The 15,429-nt window shown below is 68.4% G+C and carries 9 protein-coding genes and 4 pseudogenes; 9 read left to right on the top strand and 4 right to left on the bottom strand.

Annotation, left to right across the window (positions count from 1 at the left end):
• Positions 1 to 42: 42 nt before the first annotated feature.
• Positions 43 to 358: pseudogene (locus HC362_RS03245) on the top strand (transposase); the annotation flags it as partial.
• A gap of 53 nt (positions 359 to 411) precedes the next feature.
• Here the strand turns inward: HC362_RS03245 and HC362_RS03250 are convergent.
• The gene (locus HC362_RS03250) at positions 412 to 813 is read right to left on the bottom strand and encodes a hypothetical protein (RefSeq protein WP_243082250.1); all 402 of its coding nucleotides are present in this window, start codon (positions 811 to 813) and stop codon (positions 412 to 414) included.
• A 237-nt stretch (positions 814 to 1,050) separates the two neighbouring features.
• Positions 1,051 to 1,259, bottom strand: a pseudogene (locus tag HC362_RS03255) (transposase); the annotation flags it as partial.
• Positions 1,260 to 1,324: 65 nt separating this feature from the next.
• Between HC362_RS03255 and HC362_RS03260 the strand changes: the two are divergent.
• From HC362_RS03260 to HC362_RS03295, 8 genes are all read left to right on the top strand, one after another.
• Positions 1,325 to 1,621 (top strand): trypco2 family protein, encoded by a 297-nt coding sequence (locus HC362_RS03260; RefSeq protein ID WP_243082251.1) that lies wholly within the window; start codon positions 1,325 to 1,327, stop codon positions 1,619 to 1,621.
• A 71-nt stretch (positions 1,622 to 1,692) separates the two neighbouring features.
• The gene (locus HC362_RS03265; RefSeq protein ID WP_243082252.1) at positions 1,693 to 7,518 is read left to right on the top strand and encodes a serine protease; all 5,826 of its coding nucleotides are present in this window, start codon (positions 1,693 to 1,695) and stop codon (positions 7,516 to 7,518) included.
• Between the two features lie 250 nt (positions 7,519 to 7,768).
• Positions 7,769 to 8,161 carry a hypothetical protein gene (locus HC362_RS03270; RefSeq protein ID WP_243082253.1) on the top strand — a complete coding sequence of 131 codons (393 nt, stop codon included), beginning with the start codon at positions 7,769 to 7,771 and terminating at the stop codon, positions 8,159 to 8,161.
• A 720-nt stretch (positions 8,162 to 8,881) separates the two neighbouring features.
• The gene (locus HC362_RS03275) at positions 8,882 to 9,493 is read left to right on the top strand and encodes a TetR family transcriptional regulator (protein WP_243082254.1); all 612 of its coding nucleotides are present in this window, start codon (positions 8,882 to 8,884) and stop codon (positions 9,491 to 9,493) included.
• Between the two features lie 74 nt (positions 9,494 to 9,567).
• Positions 9,568 to 11,073 carry an FAD-dependent monooxygenase gene (locus tag HC362_RS03280; RefSeq protein ID WP_243082255.1) on the top strand — a complete coding sequence of 502 codons (1,506 nt, stop codon included), beginning with the start codon at positions 9,568 to 9,570 and terminating at the stop codon, positions 11,071 to 11,073.
• 274 nt (positions 11,074 to 11,347) lie between these two features.
• The gene (locus HC362_RS03285) at positions 11,348 to 12,307 is read left to right on the top strand and encodes an extracellular solute-binding protein (RefSeq protein WP_243082256.1); all 960 of its coding nucleotides are present in this window, start codon (positions 11,348 to 11,350) and stop codon (positions 12,305 to 12,307) included.
• Between the two features lie 63 nt (positions 12,308 to 12,370).
• Positions 12,371 to 13,261 carry a sugar ABC transporter permease gene (locus tag HC362_RS03290; RefSeq protein WP_243082257.1) on the top strand — a complete coding sequence of 297 codons (891 nt, stop codon included), beginning with the start codon at positions 12,371 to 12,373 and terminating at the stop codon, positions 13,259 to 13,261.
• Between the two features lie 47 nt (positions 13,262 to 13,308).
• Complete coding sequence (locus tag HC362_RS03295; protein ID WP_243082258.1) at positions 13,309 to 14,226, top strand: carbohydrate ABC transporter permease; 918 nt, start codon at positions 13,309 to 13,311, stop codon at positions 14,224 to 14,226.
• A 260-nt stretch (positions 14,227 to 14,486) separates the two neighbouring features.
• Here HC362_RS03295 and HC362_RS03300 read toward each other — a convergent pair.
• Positions 14,487 to 15,072, bottom strand: a pseudogene (locus HC362_RS03300) (IS3 family transposase); the annotation flags it as partial.
• 82 nt (positions 15,073 to 15,154) lie between these two features.
• Positions 15,155 to 15,295, bottom strand: a pseudogene (locus HC362_RS03305) (IS5/IS1182 family transposase); the annotation flags it as partial.
• Positions 15,296 to 15,429: the final 134 nt, after the last annotated feature.

A 15,429-nucleotide genomic window follows, 5' to 3' on the forward strand; every position in this document is an offset into this window, starting at 1 on the left:
TGAGATCGGCCATGGCCAGGTGGATCATGGTTTCGGAGCGGACTGCGAGCCCGCGCGGGGGACCGCATCGGAGCCGCCCGCTCCACCGGCCTGCGCAACCCGCCCCTGCACGAGGTCGCGCAGAACAAGGTCTGGCTCGAGATCGTCCAGATCGCCCTCGGCCTGCTGGCCTGGATACCCAGGCTCGCACTCACCGGCAAGGCTCTGGGAACCCCACCGCCTACAGTTCCGACTGTTGTCCGCAGCCGCCCAACTCGTCACCACCGACTGGCGCACGATCCTCCGCCTGGCTCGCCACTGGCCCTGGACGGCCGGCGTGGTGACACGCCGGCCGTCCTATTCGACACTGGGTTGCTGACGAAGGAACACCCCGCGGCAGCGAAGCTTCCCTCATCAACTGTCAAGCATGCGTCACCATGCAGGGCTACCGCAGTAGCCGCCGGTCAGGCAGGCTCGGAAATTGAGTCCGCTTATGCCGTAGAAGTCGGAGGAGAACGACTCCCCGTTGGCGGCGGTCTGAACTGGTGTCCAGCCCCGGTCGGCCCACCTTGCCTGGAGGATCACCCACTTGCCGTCCTTGGCGTGGTCGTAGAACTTGCCACTGTAGGTGCCGTCATAGGTGCCCTTCGAATTCTTGTGCCAGCTCCAGCAGACGTAGACCGAGTCCTTGCCATTGCTCGTCCGCAGGGTGGTGCACTTGCTGCCCTGTGCTGAGGAAGAACCCTGCTCGGCGGCTACAGCGCTGCCGACGAAACCGGTAGTGAGAGCGGTTGCTGCTGCCATTGCAGCGATGAGCGATCGGATCTTGACCATGCTGTCCCCCCGACATGATCGGCAGTTGCTGATCTTGCCGGTGATGCGCTTTGCCGAGGATGCCGCTGCCGGGAAGATCGAGGCATCCCGTCACAGTTCGCTCTTCGCCTCAGCCGAGCACGGTAGTGCGCGGACCCGTACAACTTCCGCAGTAGGCCGCAGAGTGGCCAAACCGTATCGATCCTGGCCAGCATTCGCAGAGGAAGCTCCACTACTGACCTTCAACGCGTGAAGTCGTCATGATGGCCGGCGTCGGAGGCCGGTGCCGGTGAGGCAGCCGTCGAGGACGTCGTGGCGGTACTGGAGCTGGGGTAAACCGCGACGGACGGCGGTGATCAGGTCTTCGGGGTCGGCGAACGCGCGGTTGGCCGTGGTGGTGCGTCGCAGGACGGACCAGATGCCCTCGACCAGTTGAGGTCGGGTGCGTAGGGCGGGACTTGGTAGACGGGTTTTCTTATACTTGGCGACACGTTTGGTGCGCGGCCCGTGGCCGCGGAAGGGGGGCACCGCTGTGATCGAGCTGTCCGAGATGATCCGGAACCTGCGCCGCGAACTGGAGGCGGCCATCGCCGCCGCGCCGACGCGGGGACTGCAATTGGAAGTGGGCCCCGTCGAACTGGAGCTCTCGGTGGGCATGCGGAAGGAGGCCGGAGCGAACGGTAAGGTCACCTTCTGGGTCGTCGAACTCGGGGGTGAGGGCCGGGCGGCCCACGAATCCACCCAGGTGGTGCGGCTGACCCTGCAGCCGAAGATGGTCGCCACCGGCCGGGCTCCAAATGTCTCCGGACGGGGAAGGCCCGGTGAGTGAGTTCCGGACGGGTGCGGACAGTGTCCAAGCGTCGGCCCGAACGGAGTGTTTCCGGTAGCCCGCATCCCCACATGAGCCGCGTTGCTCTGATCACCGTTCCGGACCCGGACGGGGACCCGATGCCGTGGCGCGGCTCGGGCTACCGGATCAGCAGCGCGCATGTCCTGACCGCAGCGCATGCCCTGCGCGGGCTCGACACCGCCGAGGTGCGGTTCTACACCGCTCGCGGAGCGTGGCGCGACTACCCGGAGTGTGCCGTCGTATGGCAGGCCCCTGAGATCGATCTCGCCGTGGTGGAACTGGGAGAGGCCTACGAGGACCGGGTGCGCGACGATTGGCCCGCGCAGTGGCCGCAGCCAGTGCTGCAGCAGACCGTGGAACCGGTGTCGTTCACACGGATGCCCGAGGACCCGGGAGAGGTGCCCTACCTGGCGATCGGCTTTCCGAGCTTCAAGTACCGCGGCGAGGAGGCGCCGTACGACTCGGAGCAGGTCCGCGGCACGATCCCGGTGGGGGCGAACTTCCCGAGCGGGACGCTTGAGCTGAAGATGGATGCCCCGGCTGGAACGTTGTCGGCTGAGGTCACCCCGTGGGGCGGGCTGTCGGGCGCCGCGGTCTGCGCCGGAAACGCGATCATCGGCGTGGTTGTCCAGGACCCCTTGGACGAAGGCGACTTTCGGCTCTTGGCCAGATCGGTGGAGAGCTGGTACCGGATCGCGGCCGGACCGCTTGAGCGACTGCGAGCACTCACTGGTCTGCCGGCCCGCCCCCAGGACCTCACCCCCGCCCAGGCATTACGCGATGGGCTGCCCCCCGACGGCCGGACCGGTACCGCCCTGGCACGCCCGCACAATGTGGTGCCGCATCGCCAGGCGATGGCGGAGCTGGCGGTCAGCGACCGGTACCTGGTCGACGCACAACTGCCCTTCCACGAACCGCCCGAGGCCTCACCCTCCCACCCCGGCCGCATCCTTCGCCGGCTTGCCGACGACGCGGCCCGCGGTGTCCTGCTCGCCGGGACAGCGGCCACCGGTAAAACCCGGACCTGCCTGGAGGTGGCGGAACGAGCCCACGCCGACAACTGGCAGGTGCTTCACCTGCGGACCGACACCGACGTGGAGATCGGCGACCTGGACGCCGCGCTGGCGGGCCAGCCGTCGGCCCGGGTACTGATCGTCGTCGACTACCTGGACCAGCAGCCCGCGCTGAGCCTGCGCGACCTCGCCCGCTGGGCGGAGCGCACCATGGCCGGCGGACCGGGCGAAGCAGCCGACACGCAGATCAGATTCCTGTTCACCTGCCACCGAAGCGCCCGGGACCGGCTGCGCGGTGAGGACGGCGGACGGCTGTTCACCCACGTCGTGACCATGGACTGGAACGACGCGGCCCACCGCCAGGAAGTGCTGCGCCGGATCTTCACCAAGGTGGCGCCCACGGCACTGGACAGCCTCGGCCGGGCGGAGCTGACCCGCCGCTGCGGCGAACAGCCCATGGTGGCACTGCTGCTGGCCGCGCAGGCGGAGTCCCAGGTACGGGCCGGCCGCCCGGTCGCCGAACTGGACACCTCGGCACCCTCCGCACTGACCGGATATCTGATGCGGCGGCTGGAGCAGGAACGCGTGCTGCTGCCCGGCGCCTGCGCAGGCGGTGAGCAAACCGGGCTGCTCGGGTACGCGGCAGCCGTGGCCGCCGCCCCCGCCTCGTACGACGACCTGGCCGCCACTGTCGCCCGCACCCTGCGCCTCCCCTCCGGCGAGCTGGACGAGGCAGTCGGCACAACCGTGGTCGACACTCTGAGCGGACTGGGCTGGCTGCGTTCCTACGGCGACACTGTGCACACCGTGCACGACGTCGTGGCCGACGAGATACTGCGCACCGCGCTCTTTCCCGGCCAGGGCTACTCCCTCGACCGGACGGCGCTCGGCACGCTGCTGCGGGCGCACGGCTCGGTGGCCGATCCGGCCGGGGCGCCAGGCATGGCGCCCGGAGGGCTCGGCGGGTTGCACCGGCTGGCGCGGGGCGTGGCACGGCTGTACGCCGACGCACCGCCAGAGCACCAGGACCAGCTCACCCGGTTCTGCCGCGCCTGGATGCGGGAGAACGCCACGGAGCTGAGCTCCCGGCTTGCCACCGAACGCCAAGGGGTCCGGCTGCTGGTCGGCATGCTGGTCGCACCGCCGTGGCGCACGGCGACCGCCGAGAGCTGGGCGGCTCTGCGTACGGCCTGGACCGTTCCACGGGCAGTGGCCGGCGAGGAGATGACCGGCGGGGCAGTGACCGGCGCTGAAGGCGGTCCACAGGGTGTCGCGCTGCTCGCCGTCCTGCTCACCCAGGTGCCGGCGGACCACGCGCAGCTCCTGATCTCTGACGGCATCGGGTTGCTCACCGCCACCGCCGAGGAGACCTCCGGCACCCCCGGTGCCCTCTCACAGACATCTCAGGCACGTCATGTCCCTGTGCTCCGCGCCCTGCTCAACCGCACCGACCTCGACCCGGAGCAGCTCGCCGTGGTCGCCGACGCCGGGTTGGAGTGGACCGACTCCGGGGAAGGAAGGGCGCCCGGCGCGAAAGGCGTACTGCATGCCCTGCTGGCCCAGCCGGATCTCGACCCCGCGCGCACCCGCAGAGCAGTGGGTCGCGCGATGCGATCGCACCGGCGTCGGCCGGGCGCCCTCGCCTCAGGCGACCTGTTGCGGCTGGTGCTCGCCCGTACGGACCTGGCGCCCGCCACCCGCCGGGAGGCCGTGGAACGTGCACTGACGTGGCTGGGCCGGCGGGGTGAGCGCTCGGACGGGGACAGCACCGTTCCACGACTGCTGTCCGTCCTGCTCACCCGCTCCGACCTGAGTGCCGACCAGCAAGCCCGGCTCGGCAAGCGCACCTTGGAGTGGCTCAACGGAAACGCGGATGAGGAGCACGCCTCCTTCGTACTGCAACGCTGGCTGGCCCGGCATCCGGAAGCCGGCACGGACGTCGCCGAAGCCCTCGCGCTGACCGTCCGGTGGGTGGGCCTGCACGGCAATCTCCCCCGCGCCCCCTACCTGCTGCTCGATGCGCTGGACCGGCCCGAAGCCACCCCACACCAGCAGCGGTCCCTGATCGAGGCGGCCCTGGACTGGCTCGGCAGCCGGGACCCAGACGGCGCCCTGCCGGCGAACTCCGACCGTCTGCTGCGGGCCGTGCTGCTGCGCCCCGACCTGGACGACGACCTCGACCGACGCGTCATCGACCAGGCCATGGAATGGCTCGAACGGCACCACCGCGCACGCAGCGCCGCGTACCCCATGCAAGCCCTCCTGGAACGGGGCGACCTGACCGGCCAGCAGCTACAGCAGACAATGCGCTGGGCCGAGCGCTGGCTGGACCTGCACCCGATGCAGCCACCCGCCCAATACGTACTCTCCGCGCTGCTGACCCGCTACCGGCCGACGGTCACGGAGGGGGGCGGCACCGGCGAGGGCAGCGGCGACAGCACCCCGTACCGCAGGACACTCCAGCGCCTGATCGACTGGCTGGAACACCAGGACAACCCGCACAGCCAGCAGCAGACCGGCTATGCCCTGATCGCCCTCGCCGGGTCCCACCCTTTCAGGCCCGACGATTTCCCCCGGATCCGGCCGCACGCACTGCGCTGGCTGGAGCAGCACCACGACAAGGCCCTCGCCTTCGGAGCGGTCGCCTTCCTTCTGCGCGACCCCGGCCTGTCACCCGAGCAGGAAGAACACGCGCTCCGATCCGCCACACACTGGCTGGCGACGCACGCGCGAGAGCAGCGTGCGGGCATGATCCTCAGTCGGCTGCTGCCGTATACCGCCCATCAGCCGCCCGAGATCCGACTGCCCGCCATCGGATACGCCCTGGACTGGCTTGAGCGATACCACCCGATGCCGGGCGCCGGGTGGGTACTGGAGGCCCTGGCGCTGCAGCCCGTCCTGACCGGCCGTCAGAGCACCGATATGGTGCGCTACACCGTGGCCTGGCTGAAGGCCAACGTCCAAGCCTCCTCCGCCTGGTACGTGCTCGCGTCGGTGCTGTCACGCGAGGACCTGCCCCGTGCCGAGGCACCGGCGCTGGCCGCCGCGGTCCTGGCCCGGCTGCGGTCGCTGCCCGAAGCGGTCTCGGCCACCGACGGCATCCTCACCTCGGTGCTCCACCAACTGCTCTTCCTGCACCGCCGGCACCGCTTGGAGGACACCGGGCAGGCCCGCGCGTTCGTACGCGAACGCATCGCCCAGGCGCCACCGCGCCCCTCCACCGCGTCGATACTGAACGAACTGCTCCGTCCGCCCTTCGCCCCCGGTGAGGTGACGCTCGTGCGCGAACAGGCGGACCGCTGGCTCGCCGCGTACGAGCACGACCCCGAGGCGGGCCGGGTACTCAGCCAGCTACTGAGACTGGATCCGCCAGAGGCAGCCACACGCAAGGCCGAGCTGGCGATGGCATGCCGCTGGCTGGACCAACACCACCTGACCACGAACGCCAACCACGTGCTGCAGGCCGTACTGGCCCAGCCGGGGCTGCACTCAGCCGTCGTCGGGACGGTGGTGGACCAGTCCCTCGCCTGGCTGGAGGCCTACCCCGACACACCGCAGTCCATCTACCTGCTGCGTGACCTGTTCGCCCGGTCGGACCTGCGCCGCTCCTCGGCACACCGGGCGGTGGACTACACACTGGACTGGCTGGACCGCCGCCTGCGCCCAACCCCTCCCCGTCCCCGACCGCGGACGCGGGCACGGCAGCGGCAGCAGCCGCGCGGGCGGCCCGACGGGGTCTGGTCGGTCGCGTTCACCGTGCTCCGCGCCGTCTTCCTCACCAAGGACGCCGACTTCCCGCAGATCGCCAGGGCCGAAAAACTGGCCGGTATCTGGCTGGACCGGTACGGCGGAGAGGACAACGCAGGCTTTCTGATCCGCGACGTACTGCAGCGCACCCAGCACAACTCCGCCGCACTGACCCGCACCATCCCCATCGCGCTGCGCTGGCTGCGCCTGCACAGACACAGCATGCGGGCACCGCACGTCCTGTGCCCACTGCTGTTCCGCAAGGATGTGGACGACGACGCGGCACAGACTGCGGTGGAGGCCGCGCTCGTCTGGCTCGACCGGCACACCACCGACCCGGCCGCCTACCAGGTGCTGGAACAACTGCTCAGACACCGCAGGCTGGGCTCCGAACACGTCACCCGGGCGCTTGCGTACGCCGACCAGTGGCTGGCCGCTCACTCGCAATCCAAAGAAGCCCCCGGCCTGCTGAGCGCCGTCGTCAGCTGCCCCCACCCGGCCGCTCAGACCAGCGCAGCCAAGGCCAGGAAGCAACTGCTCTGCTGGCTGGAGGGGAACGCCGGCAGACAGGAGGCACACCTCGCACTCCGCAGCCTGCTCGCCGACCCCGGCCTCGACGACGCACTGCGGGCCCGCATCACCACCTACGCGACCACCTGGATCCGCATCCACCCCCAGCGCAACGGCGCCCCCCACCTCTGGCACGCCCTCTTGACCCAGAACCCCGCCCCCAACGGCGATCCCGAGCTGATCACCAGCGCGGTCCAGTGGTGCGGCCGCTTCCGCACAAAACTCCCCACCGCGGCCGCCCTGCAAGCACTCCTCACCAGACCCGACCTGCGCGGCGACGAACTCCAGCGCGCCGTCGGCTACGCAAGGGACTGGCTGGCCCAGCACCACCTGGCCGGACGCGCCCTGTTCGTCCTGCACGCCCTGATGCCCCGCCCCGAACTCGACGAGGAGACGCAACACAAACTGCTCGACCACACCGAACAGTGGCTGAACAACCGCCACCCCGCCCGCGCCACCCAACTCACCACAACCCGCACAGCCCCGACCCCCGAACGTGTCGCCCTGGCCACGACACTCCTCACGGAGTCCATCAGCTCCAAGTGAGCAGGCGCGCGCAGGTGAGAAGCGGGGCTTCCCGCCCTGACGACTTCTGCCGGGATGCCTTGTGCGCGGCGCGCTGAGCGTAGTGAAAGCCGATGGAACGACCGGGACCCGCTCCCTGATCCCAGGTCATCCGTCGCGGGATCACCGGCAGGTGGTGAACGGGTGCTTCTCTGCTCTTGGCACGCAGAGCTAACGCGCTGGGCGTGCTGCTCTGGAAGAGTGGGCGACCTCCACGAGGTCAACGAGCGAGGTGGTTCTCTTGAAGCCAGGTAAAAGCCTCTCGACCGCGACGGCCGCCCTCGCGCTCGGCACAGGTCTTGTCGTCACAGGCCCGGCCACCGAGGCACAAGCAGTCTCGGCCATCTGCGCACAGACATCGGGGAATCGCGCCGGGGTGTGCTTCTACTCGGGAGCCCCGGAGAAGATCACGCTCTGGGACAATGCGTGCGACGGCCACCGCGTGTACGCCGACTACGTTGTCCAAACCCGCGCCCAGTGGAAGCCCGCGACCAAGTGCAAGCACCACTACACGGGGAACCTTCCCAACGATTACCCTCCGGGGGTCAGCGTCAAGGTGAGGGTGTGCATCGAGGACTGGGGGCCGAACACCTGCTCACGCTGGGCCTATGGTCGAACCTCCTGACCTTCTGAAGGTACCTGCTCGACACGTTGGACCGTGATGAGCGGATTCTCCCGCGCCGCAGTGACCCTTACCCACTCGCCCACACGCAAGGGGCCGCTCCGCGCATCCGCGCGCCTCGGGGCGGCCGGCCATGACCGAGCAGTCGGCCCTGGCAGACCGCTGCCGCACCGACGCTCTCGGGCAGCGGGACGACGGACCAGGAGCGAGCGGCCGTAGCCGCTCGCTCGGGCACTGCCGTCTGCTGCGAGCCGAGCCGACAGTGTTCGGGCCTGTGGCCTTCAACCCGACGGTCTCCTGCCTGATCAGTAGACTGGCCGGGGGCGGCGACTGAGGCTTGTTCAATCGCAATCGTTGCGGATGATTCGTGGGAACGATTCTGGTCATTGAGGTTGTCACCGCGCAGTCGTGGATGAAGCCAGCGCTCTCGGCTGACGCACACCCACCGCCCGGCGAAGTTCCTCTTCTCGTAAACGCGGCGCCGCGATCGGAGCTGTTGCGGTGAGGAGCCTGGTCAGGAGCACTTGACTCATGGCGGGGCTCACCATGCGAAACAACCGCGCGGGGCACCGTACGGCCTGCTAATTCTCCATGGAGCCACCGGACGAATGTGACGCGCGGCCGGGGGTCAAGGGGCTCCAGTCCGAGCCGGCAGACCCCTGAGAAGAAATTTGCGTGGCACGAATATTTGCGTACCACGCACTCTCTGCTAGCGTGAACGGTATGAGTGGTCTTCGGGAACGGAAGAAGGAAGCCACGCGCACAGCGCTGAGCTGGGCCGCAGTCCGGCTCACCGTCGAGCGCGGGTGGAATGCGGTCAAGGTCGAGGACATCGCTGCGGCGGTCGGCGTGTCTCCGCGCACCTACAACAACTACTTCTCCAGCAAGGCCGAAGCGATCGCGTTTCGCTACCGTGAGCGCTCCTTGCGGCTCGCGGCCGAGCTGCGTCACGGACCGCCCGGTGAACCCTTGTGGGAGGCAATCACTCGTGCGGCGCTACGGCAGTTGGAGCCTGGCCCCGAGGTGGCACACATGCCGCCTCAAGAGCCCGATGAGTGGGCGGCTGGCGTGCGGGTGATGTTGGCCGAACCCGCACTGGAGGCCGAGATGCTGCGTGCGAGCAAGATCGCGGAGAAGGAGCTTGCCGCAGCGATCGCTGACCGCACGGGCACGGATCCCGGGTCCGATCTCTACCCTCGCCTGGTGGCCGCGAGCGTGATGGCCGCCAACAATGCCGCCCTCGAGCTGTTCGTGCAAGGCGGTACGGGTGAGCCGATGGAGGTTCTGCTGCCCCGGGCTCTGCGCATGGTGGCCACCGGACTTCCCACTCCGTAGGCCCCCCTTTCCATCGAGCAAGGGTTGCTGCTTGCAGCCCCTACCCCTTTATTCCCCAAATGCGGAGAATTGTCATGCTTGATGTAGTAATCGTCGGTGGCGGCCCGAACGGGTTGATGCTCGCCTGCGAGCTGGCACTGGCTGGGGTGCGTCCGGTCGTGCTGGAGCGTCTCGCCGGCCCGAAGACCGAGCCCCGGGCGAACGGTTTGGTTGGTCAGGTGGTGCGCATGCTCGACCGACGTGGTCTCTACACACGCATCAGCGGATCCAGCGAACCGCCCCGACCCGCGCCCCGCTACATGTTCGGCGCGTTCACGCTGGACCTCACAAGTCTCAATGACAACCCCGTGAGCCTGCTCCCGACGCCGCAGGAGCAGATCGAACGGGTTCTCGCCGATCGCGCCGTAGAACTCGGCGTCGACCTCCGCAGAGGGCGGGAGGTGGCCGATCTGCACCAGGACGACGACTTCGTCCGGATCACCCTTGCCGACGGTGAGACTCTCACCGCCCATTACCTGGTAGGGGCTGATGGAGGGCACAGCGTGGTACGACGCTTGTCCGGCATCGGCTTCCCTGGCGTGACCACCGACGACTTCGTCACCCGCTCCGCGAACGTGTCCGTGACAGACAAATACCTGGGCCCGGACGGCAGCCTGCACGTTCCCGGCTACGGGAGCCTGCCACCCCTGATGTACGTGCGCACGGAGCGCGGCACGATCGCGTGGGGCCTGCTGCCTGGCCGAGTGCCTGTCCTCAACACCACCGAAACTGGCAGGCCGGACGAGCACACCACCCCGATGACCTTCGAAGAGATGATGGCGAGCGCCGAACGCGTGCTGGGCGTGCCCGTCCCGCTGGGTCCGCCGGTGGGAGAGGGGCCGCACCTGCTTCGACGTCTTGTCGGCGGAAACACCCGACTGGCAGAGCGCTACCGGGACAGGCGGGTACTGCTGCTGGGCGACGCGGCACACGTGCACTCGGCGATCGGCGGCCCGGGACTCAACCTCGGCCTGCGGGACGCGGTCAACCTCGGTTGGAAGCTGGCCGCCACAGTGCGAGGGTGGGCCCCCGAAGGTCTGCTCGACACCTACGACGAGGAACGCCGACCTGTCGCAGAACACGTCGTGGCCTCGACCCTGTCCCAGTCGGCACTGATGCGCCCCGGACCGGAAGTCAGTGCCCTGCGGACCGTCTTTGGTGGCCTGCTCGCCTCACCCGGCGGCACTGAATACATCGCCCACCTGCTCGCTGGAACCACCGAGGGCTTCGCGCCCGACCTAGTGGTCCACACCGGCGCAGGCACCCGCCGGCTGGCCGACTTGACCACCACCGCCCGGCCCTTGCTGCTCGACCTGTGCGGCGACTTCGCCGAGGCCGCGAAGCCCTGGCACGACCGGGTCGATGTCATAAGCGGCAAGGCAGAGGGCACGAGCGCGACCCGCCTGCTGCTGCGCCCCGACTGCCACATAGCATGGACCGGAAGCGGACCGAACGACGTCGACGGTCTGCGAGCCGCGCTGCACCAATGGTTCGGCGGACCGCTAAGCGACGCCCGTGGGCTGGAGCAGATCAGCCGTTGAGCTGGGTCATCAGCTCGCGGTTGGTGACACGAGCCGCGTACTTCGCAAGCCAGTGACGACGAGGCCCCCGAGCAACGAGATTGAGACGTCAAACATCTCGAACAACAGCCTGGGGGGCCTCGCTTGTTGCGCTTCACGGCCCATCACCCGATCGGTGGCGACCTCGAAGAAGCTCACTGACGGGCTTTGCCCGGCTTGTTGCCCATGAACTCGACTGCCTGGGTGGCGTGTTGTACGTGGCACGGGTGACTCCTGACAGCCGAGGTGATCACGGTTGCGGAGTACAAGGGGGCCCGGCACCAAGTGGGGGAAGACGTTCGCCCCGGCGGCGCGGGACGCGTTCACCTACGGCGGCAAGCAGTACGGCGTTCCGATCAACCTCGATGCCAAGGTCTTCGCCTACAACAAGAAGGTCTTCGCCGACGCCGAGGTGAAGAAGCCGACCAGCTTCCAGGAGCTGCTCAAGACCTGCGACACGCTCGACAAGGCGGGGTACACGCCGATCGCGTTCGGCAACAAGCACGGCTGGCCCGCCATCCACTACATGACCCAGCTCAACGCCCAGTGGGTCCCCGGCAAGGTGCGTGACGCCGACTACAAGCCGTCCGGCGGGAAGTTCACCGACCCCGGCTACGTCCGGGCACTGAAGAGCCTCAAGGAACTCAGCAAGCGGTGCTTCACGGGCCAGGCCAACGGCGTCGCGCACGAGTCCGCGCAGGCCACCCTGTTCCAGGGGGAGTCGGCGATGCAGTTCGTCGAAACCTTCGAGTTCCCGCTGCTCTCGGCGAAGGACGTGCCCAAGAGCTTCAAGGACAACTGGAGCTTCTTCCGGATGCCCGCGAGCGCCGGGGCGCCCGGGGACCAGGAGGCCCTCGTCGGTGCGCCCGACGGGCTGCTGGTCAATCCCAAGTCGAAGAACGCCGGCCTCGCGGTGGACTTCCTGAAGTTCTTCACCGGCAAACAGAACGCTTCACTGATGACCGAGATGAACGACTGGCTCAGCCCGGTCCAGGGATCAGCGGACAGCGCCAGCCCCCAGAACAAGGAGGCGCTGAAGATGATCTCCGGAACGAAGAACTTTGCGGTATGGCTGGACACGGTCACCCACACCCAGGTCGCCCAGGCCTATCTCTCCGGGGGCGAGGGACTGCTCGACGGCTCGCTAACGCCGGAGGAGGTCATGGCCAAGGTGCGGGAGGCCGCGAAGAAGGCCAGGGCGGAAGTCGGAAGCTGAACCGTCCCCCGGGGGCAGGGCGTCAGGCCCCGCCCCCGGTACTTCCGATGAGGAGGCGACTGAATGGTCGGCAGACTGCGGGCCCGGGCCAACGCGTCGATGTGGGTCGCGCCGGCACTGATCCTGGTCCTGGTTTTCATCTACTACCCCATCATCGAGAACGTGCGGCTCAGCTTCTTCAGCTGGAGCGCGTTCTCCCCCGAACCCCGGCCCGTCGGGCTGGACAACTACCGTGCCCTGGGCTCCGATCCGGTGTTCTGGCGCGCGCTGGGCAACAACATCGGCTACGCGGTGGTCTCGCTGGTCTTCCAGGTGGGTCTCGCGCTGGTGCTGGCCGCCGTCCTGGAGGCGTACGTCGGCCGGCGGCTGCGCGGACTGCTGCGCACCATCTACTTCATTCCGGCTGTCATCTCCATCACCGTTGCCGGGATGCTCTTCCAGTTCCTGTACGACCCGCACATCGGTCTGGTCAACCGCTTCCTCGGAGCCGTGGGCCTCGACTCGCTGCAGCACTCCTGGCTCGGTGACCAGGACACGGCCATCTGGTCGGTCATCGCCATGAGCCAGTGGCAGTCCATCGGCTACACGACGATGCTGTTCATGGTCGCGATCCAGCGCATTCCCGCCGAGCTGTACGAGTCCGCTCACGTCGACGGCGCGGGCCGCATCCGCTCCTTCTTCGTGATCACTGTCCCGATGGTGCGTGAGATGACGACGTTGCTGGTCGTCGTCACCATCTCCGGCGCCTTCCTGGCCTTCAACGAGGTCATGGTGATGACCGGCGGAGGTCCGGCCAACTCCAGCCAAGTGCTGGGCACCTGGCTGTACCACAGTGCCTTCCTGAACGACGACATGGGGTACGCGGCGGCCATCGCAACGGTGATCTTCGTCATCACGCTCGCCGCCTCCGTCATACAACTGATACGCGCGCAGCGCCGGAGAGTCGAGACCTGATGTTCTCCACCAAACGCGTCCGCGGTTCTGCCCACAGGGAGACTCCGATGGCAACCACACTGCCCCCCACGACCACCGAGCCGGCACCATCGGCGCCCCCCGCCGGCGGCAGCCCCGTCCGTCGGCGGCCGGGGCCTTCGCGGGGCAAGGGCTCACCGCTGCTGCGGGTGCCGGTGCTGGTCGGCCTGCTCCTGTTCGCCGCGGCCGTGGTCTATCCGCTGACGTGGATGGTGATGACCGGCTTCAAGGAGAACGCGGAGGTGTTCGGACGCCCCTGGGGGCTGCCCGACGTGCTGCGTTGGGAGAACTTCGCCGCCGCCTGGGAGCAGGGCATCGTCCGCTACCTCACCAACAGCGTGATCGTCACCGCGGCGAGCATCGTCTGCGTGACGCTGTTCAGTGCCTGGGCGGCCTACGGCCTGACCCGGCTGCGCGTCCCCTTCTCCCAGCCCATTCTGCTGCTGATTCTGGGCGGTTTGATGATCTCGCCCACCGTGGCCCTCATACCGTTGTTCCGGCTGCTGCAACTGACCGATCTGTATGACACCCGCTGGGCACTGATCATTCTCTACACCGCCTTCCGGATCCCTTTCACGGTGTTCCTGATCCGCGCGTACATGCTGGGCCTCCCCCGGGAGATCGAGGAAGCCGCCCTCATCGACGGCGCCAGCCGGCGCCAGGTGTTCTGGAGGATCGTCTTCCCGCTGTGCAGGCCCATCCTGGCCTCGGCGGCTCTGCTCCAGGCGCTCTTCGCTTGGAACGAGTTCCCCTTCGCCCTGGTCTTCGTCAACGACGACGGCCTCAAGACCCTGCCCGTCGGACTGGTGGCGATGCAGAGCAGGCTGCTCACCGACTGGCCGGTCATGTTCGCCGCCCTCACCGTCGCCTGTCTGCCGCTGGTCGCGGTCTTCCTGCTCGGACAGCGCCACTTCATCCGCGGGCTGGCCGAGGGCACCGGAAAGTAGCCCGCCGCCCCTCGCACCGCCTGGGGTGGCCGGGCCCGGGGCAGCTGTGGAAGGCGCACCTCCGCGCACCGAATATCGCGGGGCGGTCCGACGGCGGTCAAGGTGCCGGGTGCGGGCCCGAACCAGTGGACGCGCGGGATGTACAAGGCGCCTTCGCAGCCGCAGGACATGGAACGGGCCCGGCCCCGTGCGTGACTGGCCGGGCCCGCTTCGGTCTCCCGTCACACGGGACTGCTGCACGGATAGGTGACAGTCGGGTTTCATGCCGCGAGGGCGGCGGGCTTCATGGTGGTCTCGTACTCGATAGGGGTCAATCGGCCCAGTCGGAGTTGTCGGCGGCGTCGGTGGTGGGTCCGCTCGATCCAGGTCACGATCGCGGTGGGGAGGTCCTGCCGGGTGGTCCAGTGTCGGCGGTCGAGGACGTTCTTCTGTAGCAGAGCGTAGAACGATTCCATCGCGGCGTTGTCGCCCGCGGCACCGGCCCGGCCCATGGAGCCGACCAGGCCGCTCATGCGCTCCCCGGCCGTCTCGGCCTCACCGGTGAGGAACCGGTAGCCGAACTCCGGATCGTCGCGGTGGGCGTCGAAAAGTGCGTTTGTGCGGTAGGACACGGTGATCTCAGGGTCCGTGACGGGTTGATGCAGCCAGCGGTAGTAGTGCTGGCGGGAGAGCTTGAGCACCCGGCACACGACCGCGACAGGGATCCCGTCGGCGGCGAGCTCTCTCACGAGCGGGCAGAGCCTTTGATGGCAGGTGAGCCTGCGACAGATACGCCGCGCGGCGCAGGACCTCGTCCTCCTGCTCCAGCCGCCTCACGCGCTTCCTCAGCTCACGGTCCTCCGACGACTTCGACCTGGTGACGCCGGGCTCCTCGCCGTCCTCGACCTTCGCCTGGCGCATCCACTTCGACAGCCGGTGGCGGGTCGGTGCGGGCACCGGCGGCGTGTCGATGAGCCCGCACGACGGCGGAGTCGACCGAGACGCCCCAGCCGATCTCCCCGGCCGCATCCGCCTCTGCCCGCACCTGGAGCAAACGTTCCCAGGCGCCGTCCGCCGACCACAACCGGTGCGGGATCTTGTTGATCACCTACCAGTCCGTGCTTCACCGACGACCTGAAGAAATGAGGCGCTTGGCTGCGGTCGCAGAGGGCGAGGGGTATGAGGCTCTCGTCGCGTACCGGAGAAGTGCCGGTCGATGGAGAT

It is taken from the genome of Streptomyces sp. 891-h, assembly GCF_022760275.1.
GTDB lineage: Bacteria > Actinomycetota > Actinomycetes > Streptomycetales > Streptomycetaceae > Streptomyces > Streptomyces spirodelae.